The organism is Falsiroseomonas oryziterrae (assembly GCF_021864505.1).
Lineage (GTDB): Bacteria > Pseudomonadota > Alphaproteobacteria > Acetobacterales > Acetobacteraceae > Falsiroseomonas > Falsiroseomonas oryziterrae.
Genome location: NZ_JAKJIB010000031.1, coordinates 1 through 21914, shown reverse-complemented (window position 1 = coordinate 21914; position 21914 = coordinate 1). Strand labels below are relative to the sequence as shown.

Here is a 21914-nt window from a genome sequence, read left to right as displayed (position 1 = left end):
CTACTACAACGGCGCGGCCGTGGCCGGCATCGTCGGCCTGGGCATCGGCGCCGTGGTCGGCTCGGCCCTTGCCGCGCCGCCGGTCTACGTCGCGCCACCGCCGCCGCGGGTCTATTACGCGCCGCCCCCGCCCGTCGTGTACCAGCCGCCGCCGGTGGTCTATCAGCCGCCGCCGCGCTGGGTGCAGCCGGCCCCGGGCTGGAGCCCGGGCTGGGCGCCCCCGCCGCCGAAGCCCTGGGGCTGGTGAGGCGGGCTCAGCCCTCGTCGTCCTCCTCGTCGTCCTCCTCCCGCCGCGGGTCTAGGACGCGCCAGTTCCGCTCCTCGGCGTCTCCCGGCTTCGCCGCGGCGAAGGCCTTCAGTTCCGTGGCGCTGCGCCAGACATCGTCGCCGGCGCCGACGACCTCGGCGTCCTCGCCATAGGCGAACCACGCCTCCAGCACCGCCTCCGGCGCCATGCCGCGGCCGCGGCAGCGCTCCAGGCTGTCGCGGACGTAGCGGCGGGCGAAGGCGTTGGCGTGCGCGACGGAGAGGAAGCCGCGCACCGTCTCGACCGGGTCGGAGCCGTTGGCCCCGGAGAGGTCCATGATCCGCACCGCGAGGCCGGGCGGGGCCGAGATCGCGTCGGAGAAGATCGGGTCGTCGCTCATGCCTTGTGCCTCAGTCGCCGGCGCCCGCTTCCGCGGGCTTGGCGTCGTGCGGGTAGCACGCCTCCGGCGTGACGCCGCAGTCACGGCGGGCCGCGTTCGCGGCCTCGGCCCGCAATGCGGGCCGCACGGTGCTCTTGATCCCGTCGTCGCTCATCGCGTCTCGTCGTAGCCGTTGGTGATGGGATAGCGCCGGTCGCGGCCGAAGGCACGGGCGGTCAGCTTCACGCCCGGCGGCGCCTGGCGGCGCTTGTATTCCGCGCCGTCGAGCAGGCGCCGCACGCGCTCCACCGTCGCGCGGTCATGGCCGGCGGCGACCAGGGCGGCGACGCTCTCCTCCCGCTCCACCATCGCCTCGAGGATCGCGTCCAGCACCGGATAGGGGGGGAGGCTGTCCTGGTCGGCCTGGCCGGGGCGGAGCTCGGCGCTGGGCGGCTTCAGGATCACGCGCTCCGGCATCACCGGCCCGCCTGGGCCGAGCGCGCCGTCGGGCCGGACTGCGTTGCGCCAGCGGGCGAGCGCGGAGACCTGGGTCTTGTAGAGGTCCTTCAGGACGGAAAAGCCGCCGCACATGTCGCCATAGAGCGTGGCGTAGCCGGTGCTCATCTCCGACTTGTTGCCGGTGGTCAGCAGCATCCACCCCGTCGCGTTGGACAGCGCCATCAGCGTGAGGCCGCGCAGCCGGGCCTGGATGTTCTCCGCCGCCAGCCCCTGCGGCGGGCCGCCGAGCGTGGGCAGCAGCATCGCATCCAGCGCCTGCATCCCGGGATCGATGGGCATGGTGTCGAGCCGGATGCCGAGCAGCGCCGCGCAGGCCGCCGCGTCGCGCAGGCTTTCCTCGGAGGTGTAGGGCGAGGGCAGCATCACCGCCCGCACGCGATCGGCGCCGAGCGCGTCCACCGCGACCGCCGCCGTCACCGCGGAATCGATCCCGCCCGACAGGCCGAGCAGCACGCCGGGAAAGCGGTTCTTCGCGACGTAGTCGGCGAGGCCCAGCATCATCGCGCGCCAGGCTTGCTCCGGCTCGTCCATGACGGGCGCGAGCGGCTGCGGGGCGCAGACCAGCACGCCGTCCTCGCGCGTCCACGCCGTGACGACGACGCCCTCGCGAAAACCCGGCATCTGCACGGCGAGCGACCGGTCGGGGTTCAGCACGAAGCTCGCGCCATCGAAGACCAGCTCGTCCTGCCCGCCGACCTGGTTCAGGAAGACGAAGGGCAGGCCCGTCTCCACCACGCGCGGCACGGCGAGGTCGACGCGGCGCCCGGCCTTGCCGATCTCGAAGGGCGAGCCGTTGAGGGAAATGAGGATGTCGGCCCCCGTCTCGGCCAGCGTCTCCGACACGGCGGGGAACCACCAATCCTCGCAGATCATCAGCCCGAGACGGAACCCGCGGAAGGCGACGGGGCCGGGCGCGGGGCCGGCGTCGAAGACGCGCTTCTCGTCGAAGACGCCGTAGTTCGGGAGCTCGTGCTTGGCGCGGCGGGCGATCACCTTGCCGCCGTCCAGCACATGCAGCGCGTTGTAGCGCCTGCCGCCCTCGATCCAGGGCCCGCCGACGACGAGGCCCGGCCCGCCATCGGCGGTTTCCGCGGCCAGCGCCTGGATCGCGGCCTCGGCGGCGGTGCAGAAGGCGGGGCGGAGGACGAGGTCCTCCGGCGGGTAGCCCGCGATCGAGAATTCCGGCGTGACGACGAGGTCGGCGCCGAGCCGCGCGGCCTCGGCCCGCGCCGCGCGGATGCGGGCCGCGTTGCCCTGCAGGTCGCCGAGATGCGCGTCGATCTGCGCGAGCGCGATGCGAAGCCGGTCGTTCATGCGGGGCAGATGGCGCGGCGCGGGGCGGGGATCAACGCGCCCCGGTCACGCCGAGGATCATCCCCGCCGAGACCAGCGCGACACCCGCAAGACCGACGACGCCCAGCGCCTCGCCCAGCAGCGGCCAGGCGGCGAGTGCGGCCATGGCCGGCACCAGCGCGGTCACCGCCGTGGTGCGTGCGGCGCCGATCGCGGTCACGGCGCGGGTGAAGAGGAAGCCGGCCAGCACGGTCGCCAGCGCGCCCTGGTAGACGAAGTGGAAGGCGACCGCGCCGAGCGGCACCGCGCCGATGTTGGAGGGCAGCGCGAGCCACCACAGTGGCAGGAAGATCGGCGCCGGCACCAGCGCGATCACCAGCGTCGCCTGCATCGCCGGTACGCGCCACAGCCGCACCAGCAGCGTGTAGACCGCCCAGCAGCATCCAGCCGTCAGGAACAGCAGGTCACCGCGCCAGGCGCCCGGGTAGTCGCCGAAGGTGTCGGAGGCGAGCAGCGCGATGCCGCAGGCGACGACCGCGAGCGAGAGCGCGCGGCGGCGCGTCCAGCCCTCGCGCAGCACGATCCAGAACAGCGCGGCGGTGACGAAGGGCAACAGCCCCGGCATCAGCACGCCGCCATGCGCCGCCGGGGCGAAGCGGAAACCGAGATAGGCAAGGATCGGGAAGCCGAAGGCCGCCGTCGCGACGATCGCCGCGACCCGATGCGGCGGCAGGCGCGGCAGGCCGAAGATGGCGACCAGCGGCAGCGCGGCGACGAAGCTGCCGGCGTAGCGCAGCGCCGCCACGTCCCAGGGCGTGAAGGCCTGCGCCTGGGCGAGGCGCGAGAAGACCAGGAAGCCCGACCAGACGAAAAGGACGGCGAAGGCGCAGGCGTAACCGATGCGCCGATCGCGCGCCGCCGTGTCGGACACGCTCAGCCGCCGTGCCCGTTCTTCTTCCGCGGCACCGTCCGCAGCAGGAATTCGCGGCCGACCTTCACGCGGGCCTGGCCGTCATATTCCACGATGTCGGCGGTGGCGTAGGTCTCCGACCAGGCATCGGGGATGAAGCTGCCGGTGCCGACCACGTCGATCGGCGCCTTGGCCTCCGCCATCACGCGGCACTTGCCGACGCCGAAGCCGGACGACGCCACGATGCGCACCTTCGGGAAGCCGGCCTCGTCCAGCGCCTCGCGCATCCGCCAGATCGCGGCGGCGGAGACGCCGGTGCCGACCAGGTGGCGCAGTTCCGTCTCGCTGCGGTAGCGGCGCACGGCGTTGGGCGCGTGGCGCTCCAGCACCGCATAGCTCTCCGCCGGGTCGAGACCTTCCAGGAAGCGGCCGCCATGGGTGTCGAGCCGCACCGCCATCCGCCCCGCCGCGGCAAGCTCGGGAAAGCGGCGGCAGACCTCGAGCCCGTCCGTGACCTCGCGCCCGAAATAGTCGGTCAGCACGGTCAGGTCCTGGTCGGGGAAGGTCTCGTGGAACATCTCGGCGGCGCGCAGCGTGGAGCCGGCATAGCCGATCAGCGCATGCGGCATGGTGCCGCGCCCGCGCGGCGTGGTGCCCGGCGCGCCGTACCAATGCGCGGTGGTGTCGTTCGCGTTGCCGATGAAGCCCTTCGCCCCCTCGCGCCGCGCAGCCGCACCGCCCACGCTCGCGGCATAGGCCATCATCTCCTGCATCTCGGCGCCGGCGCAGTGCCGCGCCTCCATCGCCAGGAACGGCACGTTCGGGAGTTCCACGCACATCTGGTAGGCGTTGTGCGCGGCCACACAGGCGGCACCCAGCTTCTGCAGCACGATGGTCTCGAGATCGACCAGCTCGGCGAAGGAGCCCGAGAGGTAGAAGAGCGGATCGCCCGCGCCGACCCAGGCGCCTTCCTCGTGCATCAGCTCGATGTCGAAGCTGGTGCCCCGCTGCTGCGCCACCGCCCGCAGCCAGTCGGTCGCGAGCCGCGGCGCGGAGATCACCGGCCGGCGGAGGAACACCGCATAGGTCACGCGGCAATCGCCGAACTTCCGGACGATCGCCTTCGTGCGGTTGAAGTAGCTGTCGGTGCGGGCGGCGATGGACGCGTCGTCCACCGCCACCGCGCGCCCGGCGGGGTCCGTCATTGCGCCGCCTGGGCCGGCGCCAGTCCTCCGCCACGCCGCGCCTTCAGCTCCTCGGCGAGCAGGAAGGCGAGCTCCAGCGACTGCTCCGCGTTCAGCCGCGGATCGCAGAAGGTCGCGTAGTTCGCGCCGAGATCGGCCTCCGTCAGGCGATGCGCGCCACCGAGGCACTCTGTCACGTTCTGGCCCGTCATCTCGACATGCACGCCGGCGGGGATCGTGCCTTCCGCCGCGTGGCAGTCGAAGAAGCGCTTCGTCTCGGCCAGGATCGCGTCGAAGCTGCGCGTCTTGTAGGCGCCGGCCTTCACGCCGTTGCCGTGCATCGGGTCGCAGATCCAGACCACGTTGCGGCCCGCGCGCTTCACCGCCCGCAGCAGCCCGGGCAGCTTCGCCTCGACCTTCTCCGCGCCCATGCGCGAGATGAGCGTGAGGCGGCCCTTCTCGTTCGACGGATTCAGGATCTCGGTCAGCTTCACCAGCTCGTCCGGCTCCATGCTGGGCCCGACCTTCATGCCGATCGGGTTGGCCACGCCGCGCATGAACTCGACATGCGCGCCGTCCGGCTGGCGCGTCCGGTCGCCGATCCAGAGGAAGTGGGCCGAGGTCGCATACCACCTGCCCGGATGCGTCGAGGGCTGGCGGGTCATCGCCTCCTCGAAAGGCAGCAGCAGGGATTCGTGGCTGGTGTAGAACTCGGTCTCGCGCACCTGCGGGCTGTCGCTCATGCCGCAGGCGCCCATGAAGCGCAGCGTCTCGTCGATGCGCTGCGCCAGATCCTCGTAGCGGCTGGCCAGCGGGCTGCGCGCGGCGAAGTCGAGGTTCCAGCGATGCACCTCGTGGAGGTCCGCGTAACCACCGGTCGAGAAGGCGCGCAGCAGGTTCAGCGTCGCCGCTGACTGGAGATAGGCGAACTCCATCCGCCCGGGGTCGGGGATGCGGGCCTCGGCGGTGAAGTCGGGGCCGTTGATGATGTCGCCGCGGTAGGAAGGCAGCGTGACGCCCTCCACCGTCTCGGTGTCGGAGGAGCGCGGCTTGGCGAACTGGCCGGCCATGCGGCCGAGCTTCACCACCGGCATGGAGGCGCCGAAGGTCAGCACGACCGCCATCTGCAGCAGCACACGGTAGGTGTCGCGGATGGTGTTGGCGTGGAATTCGGCGAAGCTCTCCGCGCAATCGCCGCCCTGCAGCACGAAGGTGCCGCCGTCCCCGGCCTTGGCGAGATGCGCCTTCAGCCGGTCCGCCTCACCTGCAAAAACCAGCGGGGGAAATCGGCCGACCTTCTCCTCCATGGCCCGCAGCCGGGCCTGGTCGGGATAGTCGGGCACCTGACGGATCGGCATGGCCCGCCAGGATTCCGGGCTCCACGCGCGCGAAAGCATCGGTCAACTCCACTTCAAGGCGGGCACCATAGCGGGGCGCCCGGCCTTGGCAAACCGCCGGTTTCGGCTCACTCCGCCGCTGCGGCCACCCCGGCTTCCCGCGCCCGGGTCCGGAGCGTCACGAACTCCTCGGCCGCGGTCGGGTGGATGCCGATGGTGCGGTCGAAATCCTGCTTGGTGGCGCCCATCACCACCGCGATGCCCACTCCCTGCATGATCTCGGCCGCGTCCTCGCCGATCATGTGGGCGCCGAGCACGCGCTGGGTGGCCTGGTCCACCACCAGCTTCATCACCGTCTTCCGCCCCTCGCGCTTGGTGATGGTGTGGCGCATGGGGGTGAAGCGGGTGAGGTAGATGTCCACCTTGCCGCGTGAAGCCGCCTCGGCCTCCGTCAGCCCGACGGTCGCGACGGGCGGCGAGGTGAAGACGGCGGAGGGGACGTTCGCGTAGCTCGCCTTGCGCGGGCGGTTGCCGAACAGCGTGTCAGCCAGCGCATGGCCGACAGCCGTCGCCATCGGCGTCAGGTTCACGCGATGGATCACGTCGCCGATGGCGTAGATGTGCTTCGCGCTGGTGGCGTGGTCGTCATCCACCACGATGGCGCCATTGGCGTCCGTCGCTACCCCCGCCGCCTCGAGCCCGAGGCCCTTGGTGTAGGGCACGCGCCCCGTGCAGAAGAACACCGCATCCACCTCGCGCACGAAATTGGTCGAGAGGCCGAGCAGCAGCTCGTCATCCGCGCGCGTGATGCGGGTCGGCGAGACGTCGGGGTTCAGGCGGATGCCCTGGGCGGTGAGCGCCTCGGCCAGCGCGGTGCGGATGTCGTCGTCGAAGCCGCGCAGCGGGAGGGAGGCGCGATAGACCAGGTCCACCTCCGCACCCAGGCCGCGCAGCAGGCAGGCGAACTCGACCGCGATGTAGCCCGATCCCAGCACCGCGACGCGCTTCGGCAGCGCGCCGAGGGTAAAGAGATCGTCGGAGATCAGGCCGAGCTCGGCGCCGGGTATGTCGAGGCGCTGCGCCATGCCGCCGGTGGCGATGACGATGCGCTCCGCCGTGACGCGCTTGCCGCCGACCTCGAGGGTATGTGGGTCCACCAGCACGGCGCGGGCGTCGAAGGTGGTGGCCCCCGCGCCCTTCAGGAGCTTGTCGTAGATCGCCGAGAGCCGGGCGACTTCCGCATCGCGCGCCGCCGCCAGCTGCTGCCAGTCATGGCCGCGGGTCTCGATCTCCCAGCCGAAGGCGGCGGCGTCCTCGGCCCACATCCCGTATTCGGCGGCGTTGACCATGATCTTCTTCGGCACGCAGCCGACATTGACGCAGGTGCCGCCCCAGAAGCGTTCCTCCGCGATGCCGACGCGCGCGCCATGCGAGGCGGCGATGCGCGCGCAACGCACGCCGGCGCTGCCGCCGCCGATGACGAAGAGGTCGAAGTCGTAGGGCATGATCACCTGCGTGTTGTCGTTCGTGGCGAGGGCGAACCCCCACCCTCCCGCGCTGCGCGCGGGCCCCTCCCTCCCCCGCAAGCGGGAGAGGGACTCAAGCCGTCACGTTCCGATGCCGCCGAGCGCCACGTACTTCACCTCGAGATACTCCTCGATCCCGTGATGCGAGCCCTCGCGGCCGACGCCGGATTGCTTCATGCCGCCGAAGGGCGCGACCTCGGTGGAGATCAGGCCCTCGTTCACGCCGACCATGCCGTATTCCAGCGCCTCGCTGACGCGGATCGCACGCCCCAGGTCCTTCGTGTAGAAATAGGCCGCGAGGCCGAAGGGCGTGTCGTTCGCCAGCTTCACCGCCTCCTCCTCCGTCCTGAAGCGGAACAGCGGCGCGACGGGGGCGAAGGTCTCCTCGTTGAAGATCACCGCCTCGCGCGGGACGTCCACCAGCACGGTCGGCATGTAGAAATTGCCGCCCCTGGCGTGGCGCTGCCCGCCGGTGAGCACCTTGGCCCCCTTGGCCAGCGCGTCGGCGACGTGCTCCTCGGCCTTCTTGACGCCATCGGCGTTGATCAGCGGGCCGATGACGACGCCGGGCTCGGTGCCGTCGCCGACCTTCATCGCCTCCACCGCCGCCTTCAGCTTGGCCGCGAAGGCGTCGTAGATCCCCTCCTGCACCAGGATGCGATTGGCGCAGACGCAGGTCTGGCCGGCATTGCGGTACTTCGACGCCATCGCACCCGCGACCGCCGCATCGAGGTCGGCATCGTCGAAGACGATGAAGGGCGCGTTGCCGCCGAGTTCCATGCTCGTGCGCTTGATGGTGCCGGCGGCCTGCTGCATCAGCACGCGCCCCACCTCGGTCGAGCCGGTAAAGGTCAGCTTGCGCACCAGCGGGTTCGTCGTGAGTTCCTCGCTCATGTCGCGCGCCGCGCCGGTGACGATGTTGCACACCCCGGCCGGGAAGCCCGCGCGCTCCGCCAGCACGCCGATCGCCAGCGCCGAGAAGGGCGTCTGGGAGGCCGGCCGCACCACGCCCGTGCAGCCCGCGGCCCAGCCCGGGCCGAGCTTCCGCGTGATCATCGCGGCGGGGAAGTTCCAGGGCGTGATGGCAGTGAAGACGCCGACCGGCTCCTTCGTCACCAGGATGCGCCGGCCCTTCACGTTCTGCGGGATGGTGTCGCCGTAGACGCGCTTGGCTTCCTCGGCGAACCACTCGAGGAAGCTCGCCGCATAGGCGATCTCGCCCTTGGCTTCCGCTAGCGGCTTGCCCTGCTCAGCCGTCATGATCGTCGCCAGGTCGTCGGCATTCGCGAGCATCAGGTCGAAGAGCCGCCGGATCAGCGCGGCGCGCTCCTTCGCCAGCATCGCGCGCCAGGCGCCCTGCGCTTCATGCGCGGCCTCGATCGCACGGCGCGTCTCCGCGGCAGAAAGCGACGGCACGCGGCCGACCACCTCGCCCGTGGCGGGATTGCGGACCTCGAGGGTCTTGCCGCTTTCGGCCTGGATCCATAGCCCGCCCACCAGGTTCGCCTGGCGGAACAGGTCGGGGTCCTTCAGCGGCAGTTTCGCGACGGCATCGAGCATGGCGGCGTTCCTTCCCTCTTCTGGGCCCGGAAGATAGGGCCGCGGCGGCGGAGTGTCAGCCGCGGGACTTCTTCCCCTTGAAGCCGCGCCCCGGCTTGTTGACCTGCCGGCCGCGCGCCACGGCCATGGCGTCGTCCGGGACGTCCTCGGTGACCACGCTGCCCGCCCCCACCAGCGCCCGTGCCCCGACCCGGACAGGCGCGACCAGCGCGGTGTCCGACCCGATGAAGGCGCCTTCGCCGATCACGGTGCGGTGCTTGGCGACGCCGTCGTAGTTGCAGGTGATGGTGCCGGCGCCGATGTTCGCGCCCGCGCCGATCTCGGCATCCCCGAGATAGCTCAGATGGTTCGCCTTGGCGCCGGGCCCGAGCACGGCGGCCTTCAGCTCGACGAAGTTGCCGACATGCGCATCGGGCTCGATCACCGTGCCGGGGCGCAGGCGCGCGAAGGGGCCGATGATGGCGCCGCGCTTCACCACGCAGCCTTCCAGGTGGCTGAAGGCGCGGATCTCGACGCCGTCCTCGACCACGACACCCGGCCCGAAGACGACGTTGGGGCCGATGGTGACGTCCTGGCCGAGCCGCGTGTCGTGGCTGAGCACGACGCTCTCCGGCTGGACCAGCGTTGCGCCGCCGTCCATCGCGGCCAGCCGCAGGCGGCGCTGCAGCTCGGCCTCGGCCGCGGCGAGCTCGGCGCGGGAGTTCACGCCGCGCAGCTCGGCCTCCTCCGCCTCCACCGCCTGGACGCGCACGCCCTCGGCGGCGGCGATGGCGACGACGTCGGGCAGGTAGTATTCGCCCTGGTGGTTGTCGTTCTTAACCTGGCGCAGCCAGCGGAACAGGTCGGCGGCGCGAGCGCAGACCACGCCGGCGTTGCAGAGCGTCACGGCGCGCTCGGCGTCCGTCGCATCCGCCCATTCCACCACCCGCGTCACCGCGCCGGTCGCATCGGTCAGCACGCGGCCATACTTCGCCGGATCGGCCGGGCGCATCGCCAGCAGCACGAGCCCGGCCTCGGCGCGCGCCGCGCGCAGGCGCTGCATCGTTCCGGCCGTGATCAATGGGTTGTCGGCATAGAGCACGGCGACGTCGCCTTCGAAGCCGTCGAGCAGCGGCGCGGCCTGCAGCGTCGCATGGCCGGTGCCGAGCCGGTCGTGCTGCACCACCGTCGGATGCGGCGCGGCGGCCTTCTCCAGCACCTCCATCCCCGGGCCGATCACCACCACGGCGCGGTCGAAGGCCTGCTCTACCGAGGCGAGCAGGTGCTTCAGCATGGGTCGCCCGGCGATCGGGTGGAGCGTCTTGGGCAGGGCGGAACGCATGCGCGTGCCGTGCCCGGCGGCGAGCAGGATGGCGGCGGCGGTCATGCGCCCCGCGTAATCCGCCGGCCCCCCCGCGTCCAGCGAGGGTTGCGGGCCATCGGCCCGCGGCCTATCGCGCGCCGATGACAAGGCTTGCCGTCTTCGACCTCGATGGGACGCTGGTGGACAGCGCCCCCGACCTGCACGCCGCGCTCGACCGCCTGATGGCCGCACGCGGCCTGCCCGGCTTCGCGCGCGCCGAGGTGGTCGGGATGATCGGCGACGGCGCCCGCGCCCTGGTGGAGCGCGCGCTCGCCGCGCGGGGCCAGGGCTTCGACCCGGCGGCGCTCGAGGCGTTCCTCGCCGACTACACCGCGCAGGCCGCGGTGGAGACGCGCGCCTTCCCGGGGATCGAGGCGGCGCTGGACGCGCTGCAGGACGAGGGCTGGTCGCTCGCCCTCTGCACCAACAAGCCGGAGGCCGCGACACGCGAACTGCTCGCGGCGCTAGGTCTGACGGGACGCTTCGACGCGGTGGCGGGCGGCGACAGCTTCCCCGTCCGCAAGCCGCATCCGGGCCATCTGCTCGCGACCATCGCCGCCGCCGGCGCCACGCCCGGCATGGCGGTGATGGTCGGCGACCACCGCAACGACGTCGCGGCGGCGCGCGGCGCCGGCGTCCCCTGCGTCTTCGTCGGCTGGGGCTATGGCACGCTGGCGATGGCCGAGGGCGCGCGCATCGCCGCCAACCCGTCCGACCTTCCGGCCGAACTGGCGGCGGCGCTGGCGGCCTGACGCGCGATCGTCCTGGCGTCGGCGACGGCCTGCCCCGCCCTCAGCGCCAGCCAGCGCGCTGCAGGATGCGCAGCGCCTCCGCGGCGTTCGCCGCCAGCCGGTCGCCGTTGATCGGCTCGGCGCGGAAGCTGCCCATCGCGGCCAGCGCCGGATGCAGCGCGACGCCCTCCACCACCGGATACTCCATGTTGCCGAGCGCCAGGATTTCCTGGGCCTGCGGCGTCGTCAGGTAGTCGAGGAAGCGCAGCGCGTTCTCCCTGTTCGGCGCGGTGCGGACCAGCGCGGCGCCGGAGACGTTCACATGCGCGCCGCGGTCGCCCGCGCCCTGGTTCGGGAAGATGACGCCGATGCGGTTGAAGAGCTCGCGGTCCGCCGCGTTCTCGGACGCGCCGAAGGCGGCCAGGTAGTAGGTGTTGGAGATCGCGATCCGGCACTGGCCGGGCGGGATGGCGCGGAACTGGTCGCGGTCGCCGCCCTGCGGCGGGCGCGCCAGGTTCTGCGCGACGCCCCTCGCCCAGGCCTCCGTCGCCGCCGGCCCGTCGGCGGCGAGGATCGAGGCGCCGAGGCTCACATTGTAGGGGTGGTTGGCGGCGCGCACGCAGATCTGCCCGCGGAAGCGCGGATCTGCCAGGTCCTCGTAGCGCGCGAGGCCGGCCGGCGGCCCGGCCTGGCGGTCGAACATGATGACGCGCGCGCGCTGCGAGACGGCGAACCAGTGGCCCTGCGGATCCTGCAGCCCGGCCGGGATGCGGCTCTGCACCGCGGCCGACCCGTGCGGCTGGGTCACCCCCGCCTCCTTCGCCCGCGCGAGGCGCGCGGCATCCACGGTGATCAGCACGTCGGCCGGGCTGTTCGCGCCCTCGTTGCGGATGCGCTCGATGAGCTGGTCGGCATCGCCTTCGATCAGCCGTATGCGGATCCCGGTCTCCCGCGTGAAGGCGTCATAGAGCCGCCGGTCGGTGTCGTAGTGGCGCGCGGAATAGACCGCGATCTCGCCGCGGTTCGGCTGGGCCTGCGCGAGCGCGAGGCCGAGTGCCAAAGCGAGGGCGGCGAGGCCGGGCAGGAGGAAGCGGCGCAGCATGAGGCTCTCCGGTAGGTGCCGCGATGGCTATCGCGAATGCGAATCATTCGCAAATGAACATCGCGCAAGGCCGATGCTGCGATACGCCGCGGCGATGCCGCCGTCCTTGCGGCACCGCAACCGCCGCACCCGCCCGAAACAGGCGGGGCCGGTCTCAGCCGCCTTGCTGCAATCCGCGCAGGAAGCGCGCGCGCTGCGACGCGCCGGCGGTCAGCAGCGCATGGTCCGAGCCCGCGAGCAGCAGCCGCGCCCCGAGGGCGATGTAGTCCGGCGCCACCACCTCGTCATAGACGCCGCCCATGCCCATGACCCTGCCGTGCTTCGCGCAGGCCGCCGCGACGGCCTGGTAGGCGCGGCGCACATCCGGATGGCCGATCTGGCCCGGGATGCCCATGGCCGCGGTCAGGTCGGACGTCCCGATCATCAGCGCATCCACGCCGGGCACGGCGGCGATGGCCTCGGCATTGGCGACGGCCTGCGGCGTCTCGATCATGCAGCAGAGCAGGATCTCGGCGTTCAGCGCCGCCTGCGCCTCCGCCGGCGGGACGGCGCGCAGCCCATAGGCGAAGGGCGGGCCGCCCCAGCTCCGCTGCCCGACGGGCGGGAAGCGGCAGGCGCGCACCACCGCCTCCGCCTGCGCCGGCGTGTCCACATGCGGGACGACGATGCCCATCGCGCCGTTGTCGAGGCAACGCGTCGCCTCGTGCAGCGCATCGGCGCAGACCCGCACCACCGGCGTGACGCCCTGCGAAAGCGCGGCGATCGAGATCTGCGCCGCATCGTCCACCGACAGCGCGCCGTGCTCGAGGTCGATGAACAGCCAGTCGAAGCCGCTCGCGGCCGCGATCATCCCCACCGCGCTGCCGCGCAGGTGATGCACGCCGAAGCCGAGCGCGAGGCCACCCTCGGCCAGGCGCCGGCGAAGCTGGTTGTGCGGCAGCGGCATGGGACGATCCTCCGCCAGGCAACGCAGCATGGCCGCTCCGCAGCGGTCAATCGGGGGCCGGCCCCGCCACGATCATCGCCTCCAGCGTCGCCAGCCGGTCGGCCTCGGCCGCCGGCTTGTCGCGGCGGACGCGCGCGATGCGCGGGAAGCGCAGCGCGACGCCCGATTTGTGCCGCGTACTCCGCTGCGCGCCGTCGAATTCCAGCTCCATCACCAGCGCCTTCTCGACCTCGCGCACCGGGCCGAACCGCGCCACCGTGTTGTTGCGGATCCAGCGGTCCAGCCAGAGCAGCTCCGCATCGGTGTAGCCGGAATAGGCCTTGCCGACCGGCACCAGCTCCTCGCCCCCCTCCCCGTCCGGCCGCCACAGCCCGAAGGTGTAGTCGGAATAGTAGCTGCTGCGCCGGCCCCTGCCCCGCTGGGCGTACATCAGCACCGCGTCCACGCTCAGCGGCGCGCGCTTCCACTTCCACCACAGCCCCTTCACGCGCCCCGGCACATAGGGCGCATCGGCGCGCTTGATCATCAGCCCCTCGATCGAGGCCTCCCGCGCCCCGGCGCGGATCTCCGTCAGCTGTTCCATCGAGCCGAAGGAAATCAGCTCCGACAGGTCCATCCGCGCCGGCCGCGTGCGCTCGAACCACGCCTCCAGCCGCTGCCGCCTCACGTCGAAGGGCAGGCCGCGCAGATCCTCCTCGCCCTCGATCAGCAGGTCGTAGAGCCGCACATGAACGGGGTGCTGCGCCATCATCCGCGGCGTGACGAGCTTGCGGTTCAGCCGCTGCTGCAGATCGGCGAAGGGGGCGACGACGTTGTCCCGCATCACCAGCAGCTCGCCATCCACCACCGCGTCGAAGCCCATCGCCTCCACGATCTCCGGGAAGGCCGCGGAGACGTCCTCGGCGCCGCGCGACCAGATCCGCCGCCCGCCCGCGGTCGCGGCGAGCTGGACGCGGATACCGTCCCATTTCCACTCGGCGCGATGCGTCGCGGGCCCGATCGCGTCGTAGTCCGGCTCCTCCAGCGGATGCGCGAGCATCAGCGGGCGGAACATCGGCGCGCCGGCCGGGTCCGGGCGCGGCCCGCGCCCTTCCAGCCAGTCGAAGAGCGGCCGGTAGGGCGCCTCGAGCCCGTGCCAGACCTCCTCGATCTCATCCACCTCGCGCCCCGCCCAGTCCGCGAGCGCGGTCTTGGCGAGGCGGGCCGAGACGCCGACGCGCAAGCCCCCGGTGACCAGCTTGATCAGCGCGAAGCGGCCATCCGCGTCCAGCGCGTCGAGCCAGCCCGCGATCAGCCCCGGCAACTCGGCCCGCGGCGTCGCCTCCATCGCCTCCACCACCTCGGCGAGGCCCGGCGCCGGCGCGTTCACGCCGCCCCGCTCCGGCCAGATCAGCGCGATGGTCTCCGCCGTGTCGCCGACATAGTCGAGCGAGAGGCCGAGCAGCAGCGGATCGGTGCGCGCCGCCACCAGCTCGCGCACCAGCGCGGGCTTGGCCGCCCGCAGCCGGAGTTCGCCGGTCAGTGCCGCCAGCCCGACGCCCCGGTCCGGGTCGGGCTGCAGCGCGAAATACTGCCGCAGCAGCGCAAGCTTGGCGTTCCGGCCCGGCGTGAAGACCAGCCGACCGAGCAGCGTGGCGAAGGCGGGCAGGCTCACCGGCCCGCCCCCGGCGGGTCGCCAACCGCTGGTTGCTGGCGAAAGGCCCCGAGTCGCCTTATCACGAAATCGTGAGCAGGCCCGACGCCACCCCACGCTTCTCGATCTGCACCCTCGTCACCGACGGCACGCAGCATGGCGCGATGCGCGCCAGCTTCGCCGCCCTCGGCTTCGATGCACCGGTCGCGGAGTTCCTGACCGTGGACAACACCCGCGGCAATCGCCGCTGCGCCTATGCCGGGCTGCGGGAGATGCTGTTGGCGGCCCGTGGCGAGCACGCCATCCTCTGCCACCAGGATGTGCGGCTGCTCGAGCACGATGCCCGCACCCTCGCGGATCGTCTCGCGGCCCTCACCGCGCGCGATCCGGACTGGGCGGTGGCCGGCAATGCCGGCGCGACGGAGGACGGCGAACTGCGGCTGCGCATCAGCGATCCGCATGGCGAGGACCGGCATATCGGGCCGCTGCCGGCGCGCGCGGCCAGCCTCGACGAGAATTTCCTCATCGTGCGGCGGGAGACCGGCATCCTCCCCTCGCCCGACCTGCGCGGCTTCCACCTCTACGGGACCGATCTCTGCCTGCAGGCCCGCTGCGCCGGCCGGACCGCCTGGGTGGTGGACTTCCATCTCCGCCATCTGAGCGCCGGTCGCGTGGACCGCGCCTTCCTCGCCGAGCAGGCCGCCTTCGAGCGCCGCTGGGGGCGACGCCTCGGCCGTGCGGAGCGGATCCGGACCACCTGCACGAAGCTGACGCTGCGTGCCGGCCTGGTCAGCGAGGTCGTGGCAAGCCTCCGGCTGGCGCGACGCCGCGCCCGACTCGCGACCTGACATGACCCGTCGCGGGCGCCCCAAAGCCAGGATTGGCGTGATCGGAACAAATACCGGGACCGCTCCCTGGTCTGCCCCGGCCCGCCCGTCTATCACGCGGCCGTGAGCGACCCCACCGCCCCGCCCGAGCCGTTCTTCTCGGTGTGCTGCCTGGTCACCGACCCGGTCCAGCACGCGGCGATGTGCGCCAGCTTCCGGGGCGGCGGCTTTACCTCGGCGAACACCGAGTTCATCGCCTACGGCGCCCGCAGCGGCCCACGCTTCGACGCCTATGCCGGCATCGGCCGGATGCTGGAAGACGCGCGTGGCCGCTACGCCGTCCTGGTGCGGCAGGATGTCCGCCTGCTGGCGGATGGCGCAACGGAGCTCGAGGCGCGGCTCGCCGAGCTGACCGAGCGCGACCCCGACTGGGCGGTGGCCGGCAATGCCGGCGTGACGGCGGAGGGCGAGGCGGTGATGCGCCTGACCGAGGGCGACGGCCCCACCGCGCAGCAGGGCACGGTGCCGGCGCGGGTCGCGAGCCTGGACGAAAGCTTCATCGTGGTGCGCCGGGCGACCGGTCTGCGCCCCTCGGCCGGACTCGCGGGCTACCAGCTCTTCGGCACCGATCTCTGCCTGCAGGCCCGCCTGCTCGGTCGGACGGCCTGGGCCATCGACTTCAACGTCCGGCGGCTCGGCACCGCGGGTCGGCTGGACCGCGCCTTCTTCGACCATCAGGAGGCCTTCGAGCGTCTTTGGGGGCAGCGGCTCGGCCAGTCAGAGCGCATCCGGACCCCCCGCACCACCCTGACGCTGCGCAGCGGCCTCGGCAGCGAGCTGCTCGGCCGCTGGCGGCTCAGCCGGCTCCGCGCCCGGTTGGACCGCTGACGGGCCCGCCTCCGGCTCCTCGTCCTCCTCGCCGCGTCCGATCAGGTGCAATGCGCGGCCGCGCACGCCGCGCTGCGCGAGGGCATGGATCAGCGCGTCCTCGCGCCCATGCGTGACCCAGATCTCGGGCGCCGCGACCTCCGCCGCGGTCAGCAGCAGTTCGTCCCAGTCGGCGTGGTCGGAGACGATCAGCGGCAGCTCCACCCCCTTCGCCTTGGCACGCTGGCGCACCCGCATCCAGCCGGAGGCGGCGCAGACCACCGGCTCGGCGAGCCGACGCACCCAGGGCGTCGCCTCGGCGCCGGAGGGCGCCAGCACGATCTCGCCGGCCAGCAGCCCGCCGCCCCCGCGCTTCTCCGGCGCCGGCACCGGCCGCAACTCGCCGAGCCTGACGCCGAGCCGCTCGTAAAGATCGCAAAGCGCCAGCATGGCGCCGTGCAGGTAGATCGGACGCTCCCATCCGGCCTCGCGCAGCAGCGCGATCACGCGCTGGCACTTGCCCAGCGCATAGACGCCGACCAGGTGGGCGCGGTCCGGGAAGAGCCGGACGCTCTCGAGCAGGCGCTGGATCTCCCGCTCCGCCGGAGGGTGGCGGAACACCGGGAGCGCGAAGGTCGCCTCGGTGACGAAGGCGTCGCAGGCGACCGGCTCGAAGCCCGCGCAGGTCGGGTCCCGCCGCCGCTTGTAGTCGCCCGAGACCACCACGCGGCTGCCGCGCCATTCGATCACCACCTGCGCCGAGCCGAGCACATGCCCCGCCGGCGCCAGGCGGATCGCGACGCCGTCGCGGGTCAGGGTGTCGCCGGGGTGGAGCGCCTGCTGGCGGCGCCCGGCGCGCTCCGCGCCCATCCGCGCGCGCATGACCGCCAGCGTCTCCGAAGTCGCCAGCACCGCCTCGTGGTCGGGCCGCGCATGGTCGGAATGGCCATGCGTGACGACGGCGCGCGGCACCGGCCGCGCCGGGTCCACGTAGAAATCGCCCGGCACGCAGTAGAGCCCCTTCGGCGTCACCTGCATCCAGCTGTCGGGCCGCGGCGCGGCGATGTGCAATCCGGTCTCCTTCGGGCGCCCCGCGCCATCTGGTGCCATCCGTTGCGGCTCCAACCCGCCGGGGCGGCGGGCGTTGCGCGACAGGGCCCAGGGGCTATCTTGCACCGGTGGGAACATTGCCGGAACTCTTCCGCGCGTGGTTCGCCGGGCGCGGCTGGGCGCCGCGGCCGCACCAGCTCGCCCTGCTCGACGCCGCGCGCGCCGGCGAGAGCGCGCTGCTGGTCGCGCCGACCGGCGGCGGCAAGACGCTGGCCGGCTTCCTCCCAAGCCTGGTGGATCTCCACGCCGCACCGCGGGAGGGGCTGCACACGCTCTACGTCTCGCCGCTGAAGGCGCTCGCGGTGGACATCGCGCGCAACCTCACGGCGCCGGTCGAGGAGATGGGCCTGCCCATCCGCATCGAGACCCGCACCGGCGACACCCCCGCCAACCGCCGCGCCCGCCAGCGCGCAAGCCCGCCCAATCTGCTGCTCACCACGCCGGAATCGCTCGCGCTGCTGCTGACGCTGGACGACGCGCCGGCGCTGTTCGCCGGCCTCTCGGCCGTCGTGGTGGACGAGATCCATGCGCTCGCCGGCACCAAGCGCGGCGACCAGCTCGCGCTCGGCATGGCGCGCCTCGCGACGCTCGCCCCGTTTGCGCGGCGCGTCGGCCTCTCGGCCACCGTCGCGCATCCCGATCCGCTGCGCGCCTATCTGTCGCCGACCGCGCGGCCCGACGACGTGCGCCTCGTGCTCGGCGCCGGCGGCGCGGAGCCGGTGCTCGACCTGCTGCTGCCGGAAGGGCGCCTGCCCTGGGGCGGCCATATGGGCCTCGCCTCCATGCCCGAGGTCTACCGCCGCATCCGCGAGGCGAACGTCACCATCGTCTTCGTCAACACCCGCGCTCAGGCGGAGCTCTGCTTCCAGGCGCTGTGGCGGATGAACGACGACAACCTGCCGATCGGCCTGCATCACGGCAGCCTCACCGTCGAGCAGCGCCGCAAGGTGGAGGCCGCGATGGCGGCGGGAAAGCTGCGCGCCGTCGTCGCCACCGCCTCGCTCGACCTCGGCATCGACTGGGGCGCGGTGGACCAGGTGGTGCAGGTCGGCGCGCCCAAGGGCGTCTCCCGCCTGCTGCAGCGCATCGGCCGTGCCAACCACCGGCTCGACGAGCCCTCTCGCGCCGTGCTGGTGCCGGCCAACCGCTTCGAGGTGATCGAATGCACCGCCGCACGCCAGGCGGTCGCCGCGCAGGAGCTGGACGGCGAGCCGCCGCGCCCGGGCGGGCTCGACGTGCTGTGCCAGCACATCCTCGCCTGCGCCGTCGGCGGCCCCTTCCTGCCCGACGAGCTCTACGCCGAGATCACCCGCGCCGCGCCCTATGCCGCCCTGTCGCGCCGCGACTTCGACGACGCGCTGCGCTTCGTCGAGGATGGCGGCTACGCACTCCGCAGCTACGACCGCTTCCGCCGCCTCTTCCGCGACGCGGAGGGACGCGTGCATGTCCGCTCCAACGCCGTCGCGCGGCAGCTGCGGATGAATCTCGGCACGATCGTCGAGACGCCGCTGCTCAAGGTCCGCCTCCGCGGCGGCCCGGTGCTCGGCGAGGTGGAGGAATGGTTCGTCTCCACCCTCACGCCCGGCGACTGCTTCATCTTCGCCGGCCAGTTGCTGCGCTTCGAGGGGCTCGACGCGCTCGCCTGCCTCGTCAGCCGCGGCGGCGAGGGCGAGCCGCGCGTCCCCGCCTATGCCGGCAGCCGCATGCCGCTGACGACTTATCTGGCCGCGCGGGTGCGCGCGATCCTGCACGACCCGAAGGCGTGGGGCGCGCTGCCCGCGCCGGTGCAGGAATGGCTCCGCCTGCAGCGCCACGCCTCGCAGATGCCGCCGAAGGACGGGCTGCTGGTCGAGACCTTCCCGCGCGGCGGCAAGTGGTTCCTCGTGGCCTACTGCTTCGAGGGCCGGCTCGCGCACCAGACGCTCGGGATGCTGGTGACGAAGCGCATGGAGCGGCTCGGCATGGGCCCGCTCGGCTACCTCGCCACCGACTACGTGCTGGTGGCATGGTCGGCCTTCGAGCCGACCGGCGTCGAGCGGCTGTTCGAGGAGGACATACTGGGCGAGGAGCTGGAGGAGTGGATCGCCGAATCCTCCATGCTCCGCCGCAGCTTCCGCAACATCGCGACGATCGCGGGGCTGATCGAGAAGAACCATCCCGGCGCCGAGAAATCGGGCCGGCAGATGACGATGAACGCCGACCTGATCTACGACGTCCTCCGCAAGCACGAACCCGACCACATCCTGCTGCGGGCGACGCGCCAGGAAGCCGCGGCCGGTCTCACCGACGTCGCGCGCATCGCGCTGCTGCTGAAGCGGGCGAAAGCGGGCGGCATCGTCCACCGCGCGCTGCCGCGCGTCTCGCCGCTGGCCGTGCCCGCGCTGATCGAGGAAGGGCGCGAATGGGTCGCCGGCGGCGCCGAGGACGCCCTGCTTGCCGAGGCCGCCGCGCTGGTCGAGGAAGCGACCGAGGGCGCCGAGCACTTCGCCGAGGTGCTGGCCGAGGTCACCGACGCCATCCCTGCCCGCGGCGATCGCGATCGTGCGCGGCGCCCGCGCGACCGCGATCCGAAGCGCGCACGGGGCTTCAACAAATATGTGCGCCACGCGCCGAAAGGACTGACCTCTCCCCGATGAGCGCCGCCCCGATCCATCTCGCGGGCGAGCGGCTGATGCTCGACCCGGCGGGCTTCGTCGCCTGGCCCGCGCAGCGCCTGCTCGCCGTCGCCGACCTGCATCTCGAGAAGGGCAGCCACTTCGCCGCGCGCGGCCGGCCGGTGCCGCCCTACGACACGAAGGAGACGCTGGAGCGCCTCGCGCTCGGCCTCCGCCGCTGGCGCCCCGCGCGGCTCGTGCTGCTCGGCGACAGCTTCCATGACGGCGAAGGAGCCGCGCGGCTCGCGCCATCGGACGCGGCCACGCTGTGCCGTCTCGTCGCCGATATCGAGGTGACCTGGGTGCTCGGCAACCACGACCCGGTGGCGCCCGATGCGCTGCCCGGTGTGGCGACCGAGGAGCAGCGCATCGGCCCGCTGGTCTTCCGCCACATCGCGCGGCCCGGCGCGGCAGGCGAGGTGTCGGGGCATTTCCATCCGAAGGCGACGGCGCCGACCCGAGCCGGCGGGGTGACACGCCCCTGTTTCCTCGCGGATGCGCGGCGCCTGCTGATGCCCGCCTTCGGCGCCTATACGGGCGGGCTCGACATCGCCGATCCCGCCATCGCCACGCTCTTCCCGCGCGGCGGCCGCGCCTTCCTGCTCGGCCGCGAGCGGCTGTTCAGCTTCCCGACCGGCCCGTTGCGGCTGGCGGCCAGGCTGCAGCCGGCCGCCGCTACCTGACCTGCCGCGGCGCCCGCGTCCTGCCCGGGCGATCCCGGCGCAGGACGCGGCGCTGCGTCACGGGAACAGGATCTGGTTGATCGGATAGATCACCCCGTTGCTGGCGCTGATCGGCGAGCCGACGAGTTGCGCCGGCGCGGCCGAGACGTTCGCGCCCAACGAACCCACCGCCGACAGCTGCTGCGCCGGCGCGGGGTTGGTCACCCGCATCGTGCCGCCTGTGCTGCTGATCTGGATGTCGCCGCCGTTCAGCGTGCGCAGCCTCCGGTCGGCGCCGCCGAGCTGCGCGACGTCGAAGGCGCCCGGCACGACGTGGTAGTTGATCAGCGCCAGCCAGCGCTGCCGGTTGGAGGCGTCGCCCGCCGTGTCGCTGCCGCGGCCATAGCTTTGCGACAGCAGATCCTGCAGCAGCCCGGCCGGCGCGCCGGTGAAGGCCTCGTCCACCGGGGCGAAGACGGTGATCGGCCCAGGCTCGCGGAAGGTCTCCACCGCGGTCGCGCGGGTGACGAGATCGAGGAACCGCGCGAAGCGATTGTCGCCGGCGAGGGTGTCGGCGATCGTGCGCAGGGATTGCGCCCGCGCGCCCGGGATCGCCAGCGTGCCGGCCGCGAGCGTGCCGAGCGCGAGAAGGCCGCGCCTGTTCATCGAGGTCATTGCTGTGTCCTTCCGTGGTGGACGTTCTCCGCCACGGCTGTCCCGGGGTCCGTGCGGTCGGGCGGTGGAACGCCCTCGGCCTGTCCCGGTTCGACGCCCGCTCGCCCTGCGCCGGGGCGCACCTACATAGGCTTTCCATGACCGCTCCCGTGCTGATCTGGTTCCGACACGACCTCCGCCTCGCCGACCACGCCGCGCTGACGGCCGCCGTGGCGGGCGGCCGCCGCGTGCTGCCGGTCTTCGTGCTCGACGACGAGGCGGCCGGCCCGCATCGCCATGGCGGCGCGTCGCGCTGGTGGCTCAGAGGCAGCCTCGCCGCGCTGTCCCGCGACCTCGCGGCGAAGGGCGCGCCGCTCCTGCTCGCGCGCGGCCGCGCGGAAACCGTCATCCCGGCGCTCGCCGCCGCCATC

General features: G+C 72.7%; 20 protein-coding genes and 1 pseudogene. 7 read left to right on the top strand and 14 right to left on the bottom strand.

The window, feature by feature from the left end; all coding sequences use genetic code 11:
• A pseudogene (locus L2I40_RS04935) lies at nucleotides 1-247 on the top strand (hypothetical protein); the annotation flags it as partial.
• Nucleotides 248-254: 7 nt separating this feature from the next.
• On the opposite strand, the gene L2I40_RS04930 reads toward L2I40_RS04935, so the two are convergent.
• The 9 genes from L2I40_RS04930 to glmU form a co-directional block, all read right to left on the bottom strand.
• Nucleotides 255-647 carry a hypothetical protein gene (locus L2I40_RS04930; RefSeq protein ID WP_237213757.1) on the bottom strand — a complete coding sequence of 131 codons (393 nt, stop codon included), beginning with the start codon at nucleotides 645-647 and terminating at the stop codon, nucleotides 255-257.
• Nucleotides 648-657: 10 nt separating this feature from the next.
• Nucleotides 658-801, bottom strand: coding sequence for a hypothetical protein (locus tag L2I40_RS04925; RefSeq protein WP_237213756.1), 144 nt, complete (start codon nucleotides 799-801; stop codon nucleotides 658-660).
• Nucleotides 798-2459 (bottom strand): NAD+ synthase, encoded by a 1662-nt coding sequence (locus tag L2I40_RS04920; protein WP_237213755.1) that lies wholly within the window; start codon nucleotides 2457-2459, stop codon nucleotides 798-800. Before L2I40_RS04920 ends, L2I40_RS04925 begins: the two co-directional genes overlap by 4 nt.
• 31 nt (nucleotides 2460-2490) lie before the next feature.
• The gene (locus tag L2I40_RS04915) at nucleotides 2491-3369 is read right to left on the bottom strand and encodes a DMT family transporter (protein ID WP_237213754.1); all 879 of its coding nucleotides are present in this window, start codon (nucleotides 3367-3369) and stop codon (nucleotides 2491-2493) included.
• Nucleotides 3370-3371: 2 nt separating this feature from the next.
• On the bottom strand, nucleotides 3372-4553 hold the full coding sequence (locus L2I40_RS04910) for a beta/alpha barrel domain-containing protein (protein ID WP_237213753.1): 1182 nt from the start codon (nucleotides 4551-4553) through the stop codon (nucleotides 3372-3374).
• Complete coding sequence (locus L2I40_RS04905) at nucleotides 4550-5929, bottom strand: class II 3-deoxy-7-phosphoheptulonate synthase (protein WP_272910935.1); 1380 nt, start codon at nucleotides 5927-5929, stop codon at nucleotides 4550-4552. Before L2I40_RS04905 ends, L2I40_RS04910 begins: the two co-directional genes overlap by 4 nt.
• A 68-nt stretch (nucleotides 5930-5997) precedes the next feature.
• Nucleotides 5998-7374 carry a glutathione-disulfide reductase gene (gene gorA, locus L2I40_RS04900; protein WP_237213751.1) on the bottom strand — a complete coding sequence of 459 codons (1377 nt, stop codon included), beginning with the start codon at nucleotides 7372-7374 and terminating at the stop codon, nucleotides 5998-6000.
• Between the two features lie 102 nt (nucleotides 7375-7476).
• Nucleotides 7477-8955 carry an NAD-dependent succinate-semialdehyde dehydrogenase gene (locus L2I40_RS04895; RefSeq protein ID WP_237213750.1) on the bottom strand — a complete coding sequence of 493 codons (1479 nt, stop codon included), beginning with the start codon at nucleotides 8953-8955 and terminating at the stop codon, nucleotides 7477-7479.
• A 55-nt stretch (nucleotides 8956-9010) separates the two neighbouring features.
• Nucleotides 9011-10321 (bottom strand): bifunctional UDP-N-acetylglucosamine diphosphorylase/glucosamine-1-phosphate N-acetyltransferase GlmU, encoded by a 1311-nt coding sequence (gene glmU / locus L2I40_RS04890; RefSeq protein ID WP_237213749.1) that lies wholly within the window; start codon nucleotides 10319-10321, stop codon nucleotides 9011-9013.
• A gap of 77 nt (nucleotides 10322-10398) precedes the next feature.
• On the opposite strand from glmU, the gene gph reads away from it, so the two are divergent.
• Entirely contained in the window at nucleotides 10399-11049 is a 651-nt protein-coding gene (gene gph / locus L2I40_RS04885) for a phosphoglycolate phosphatase (protein WP_237213748.1), read from the top strand.
• Nucleotides 11050-11089: 40 nt separating this feature from the next.
• On the opposite strand, the gene L2I40_RS04880 is transcribed toward gph, so the two are convergent.
• The 3 genes from L2I40_RS04880 to L2I40_RS04870 all read right to left on the bottom strand — a co-directional run bounded on the left by L2I40_RS04880 (nucleotide 11090) and on the right by L2I40_RS04870 (nucleotide 14724).
• The gene (locus tag L2I40_RS04880; protein WP_237213747.1) at nucleotides 11090-12130 is read right to left on the bottom strand and encodes an extracellular solute-binding protein; all 1041 of its coding nucleotides are present in this window, start codon (nucleotides 12128-12130) and stop codon (nucleotides 11090-11092) included.
• Between the two features lie 154 nt (nucleotides 12131-12284).
• On the bottom strand, nucleotides 12285-13076 hold the full coding sequence (locus tag L2I40_RS04875; RefSeq protein ID WP_237213746.1) for an HpcH/HpaI aldolase family protein: 792 nt from the start codon (nucleotides 13074-13076) through the stop codon (nucleotides 12285-12287).
• Between the two features lie 46 nt (nucleotides 13077-13122).
• Entirely contained in the window at nucleotides 13123-14724 is a 1602-nt protein-coding gene (locus L2I40_RS04870) for a cisplatin damage response ATP-dependent DNA ligase (RefSeq protein ID WP_237213760.1), read from the bottom strand.
• A 77-nt stretch (nucleotides 14725-14801) separates the two neighbouring features.
• Here L2I40_RS04870 and L2I40_RS04865 point away from each other — a divergent pair, with 77 nt between their 5' ends.
• Nucleotides 14802-15557 carry a hypothetical protein gene (locus L2I40_RS04865; RefSeq protein ID WP_237213745.1) on the top strand — a complete coding sequence of 252 codons (756 nt, stop codon included), beginning with the start codon at nucleotides 14802-14804 and terminating at the stop codon, nucleotides 15555-15557.
• A gap of 102 nt (nucleotides 15558-15659) precedes the next feature.
• On the top strand, nucleotides 15660-16424 hold the full coding sequence (locus tag L2I40_RS04860) for a hypothetical protein (protein WP_237213744.1): 765 nt from the start codon (nucleotides 15660-15662) through the stop codon (nucleotides 16422-16424).
• On the opposite strand, the gene L2I40_RS04855 is transcribed toward L2I40_RS04860, so the two are convergent.
• Nucleotides 16314-17441, bottom strand: coding sequence for a ligase-associated DNA damage response exonuclease (locus tag L2I40_RS04855; protein WP_237213759.1), 1128 nt, complete (start codon nucleotides 17439-17441; stop codon nucleotides 16314-16316). The genes L2I40_RS04860 and L2I40_RS04855 overlap by 111 nt on opposite strands.
• A 149-nt stretch (nucleotides 17442-17590) precedes the next feature.
• Between L2I40_RS04855 and L2I40_RS04850 the strand changes: the two genes are divergently transcribed.
• Both L2I40_RS04850 and pdeM read left to right on the top strand, forming a co-directional pair.
• Nucleotides 17591-20149, top strand: a complete 2559-nt coding sequence (locus L2I40_RS04850; protein WP_237213743.1) for a ligase-associated DNA damage response DEXH box helicase — start codon at nucleotides 17591-17593, stop codon at nucleotides 20147-20149.
• The gene (gene pdeM, locus L2I40_RS04845) at nucleotides 20146-20850 is read left to right on the top strand and encodes a ligase-associated DNA damage response endonuclease PdeM (RefSeq protein ID WP_237213742.1); all 705 of its coding nucleotides are present in this window, start codon (nucleotides 20146-20148) and stop codon (nucleotides 20848-20850) included. Before L2I40_RS04850 ends, pdeM begins: the two co-directional genes overlap by 4 nt.
• Nucleotides 20851-20907: 57 nt before the next feature.
• Here the strand turns inward: pdeM and L2I40_RS04840 are convergent, their stop codons facing one another.
• On the bottom strand, nucleotides 20908-21504 hold the full coding sequence (locus L2I40_RS04840) for a fasciclin domain-containing protein (protein ID WP_237213741.1): 597 nt from the start codon (nucleotides 21502-21504) through the stop codon (nucleotides 20908-20910).
• 137 nt (nucleotides 21505-21641) lie between these two features.
• Between L2I40_RS04840 and L2I40_RS04835 the strand changes: the two genes are divergently transcribed.
• The coding region (locus L2I40_RS04835; protein ID WP_237213740.1) for a deoxyribodipyrimidine photo-lyase at nucleotides 21642-21914 on the top strand (273 nt) is incomplete at its 3' end.

Excerpts from the sequence above, each read along its gene's own strand:
- L2I40_RS04930 (WP_237213757.1), bottom strand. The coding sequence starts at position 647 with ATGAGCGACGACCCGATCTTCTCCGACGCGATCTCGGCCCCGCCCGGC.
- L2I40_RS04925 (WP_237213756.1), bottom strand. The coding sequence starts at position 801 with ATGAGCGACGACGGGATCAAGAGCACCGTGCGGCCCGCATTGCGGGCC.
- L2I40_RS04920 (WP_237213755.1), bottom strand. The coding sequence starts at position 2,459 with ATGAACGACCGGCTTCGCATCGCGCTCGCGCAGATCGACGCGCATCTC.
- L2I40_RS04910 (WP_237213753.1), bottom strand. The coding sequence starts at position 4,553 with ATGACGGACCCCGCCGGGCGCGCGGTGGCGGTGGACGACGCGTCCATC.
- L2I40_RS04905 (WP_272910935.1), bottom strand. The coding sequence starts at position 5,929 with ATGCTTTCGCGCGCGTGGAGCCCGGAATCCTGGCGGGCCATGCCGATC.
- gorA (WP_237213751.1), bottom strand. The coding sequence starts at position 7,374 with ATGCCCTACGACTTCGACCTCTTCGTCATCGGCGGCGGCAGCGCCGGC.
- L2I40_RS04895 (WP_237213750.1), bottom strand. The coding sequence starts at position 8,955 with ATGCTCGATGCCGTCGCGAAACTGCCGCTGAAGGACCCCGACCTGTTC.
- glmU (WP_237213749.1), bottom strand. The coding sequence starts at position 10,321 with ATGACCGCCGCCGCCATCCTGCTCGCCGCCGGGCACGGCACGCGCATG.
- gph (WP_237213748.1), top strand. The coding sequence starts at position 10,399 with ATGACAAGGCTTGCCGTCTTCGACCTCGATGGGACGCTGGTGGACAGC.
- L2I40_RS04880 (WP_237213747.1), bottom strand. The coding sequence starts at position 12,130 with ATGCTGCGCCGCTTCCTCCTGCCCGGCCTCGCCGCCCTCGCTTTGGCA.
- L2I40_RS04875 (WP_237213746.1), bottom strand. The coding sequence starts at position 13,076 with ATGCCGCTGCCGCACAACCAGCTTCGCCGGCGCCTGGCCGAGGGTGGC.
- L2I40_RS04855 (WP_237213759.1), bottom strand. The coding sequence starts at position 17,441 with ATGCAGGTGACGCCGAAGGGGCTCTACTGCGTGCCGGGCGATTTCTAC.
- pdeM (WP_237213742.1), top strand. The coding sequence starts at position 20,146 with ATGAGCGCCGCCCCGATCCATCTCGCGGGCGAGCGGCTGATGCTCGAC.
- L2I40_RS04840 (WP_237213741.1), bottom strand. The coding sequence starts at position 21,504 with ATGACCTCGATGAACAGGCGCGGCCTTCTCGCGCTCGGCACGCTCGCG.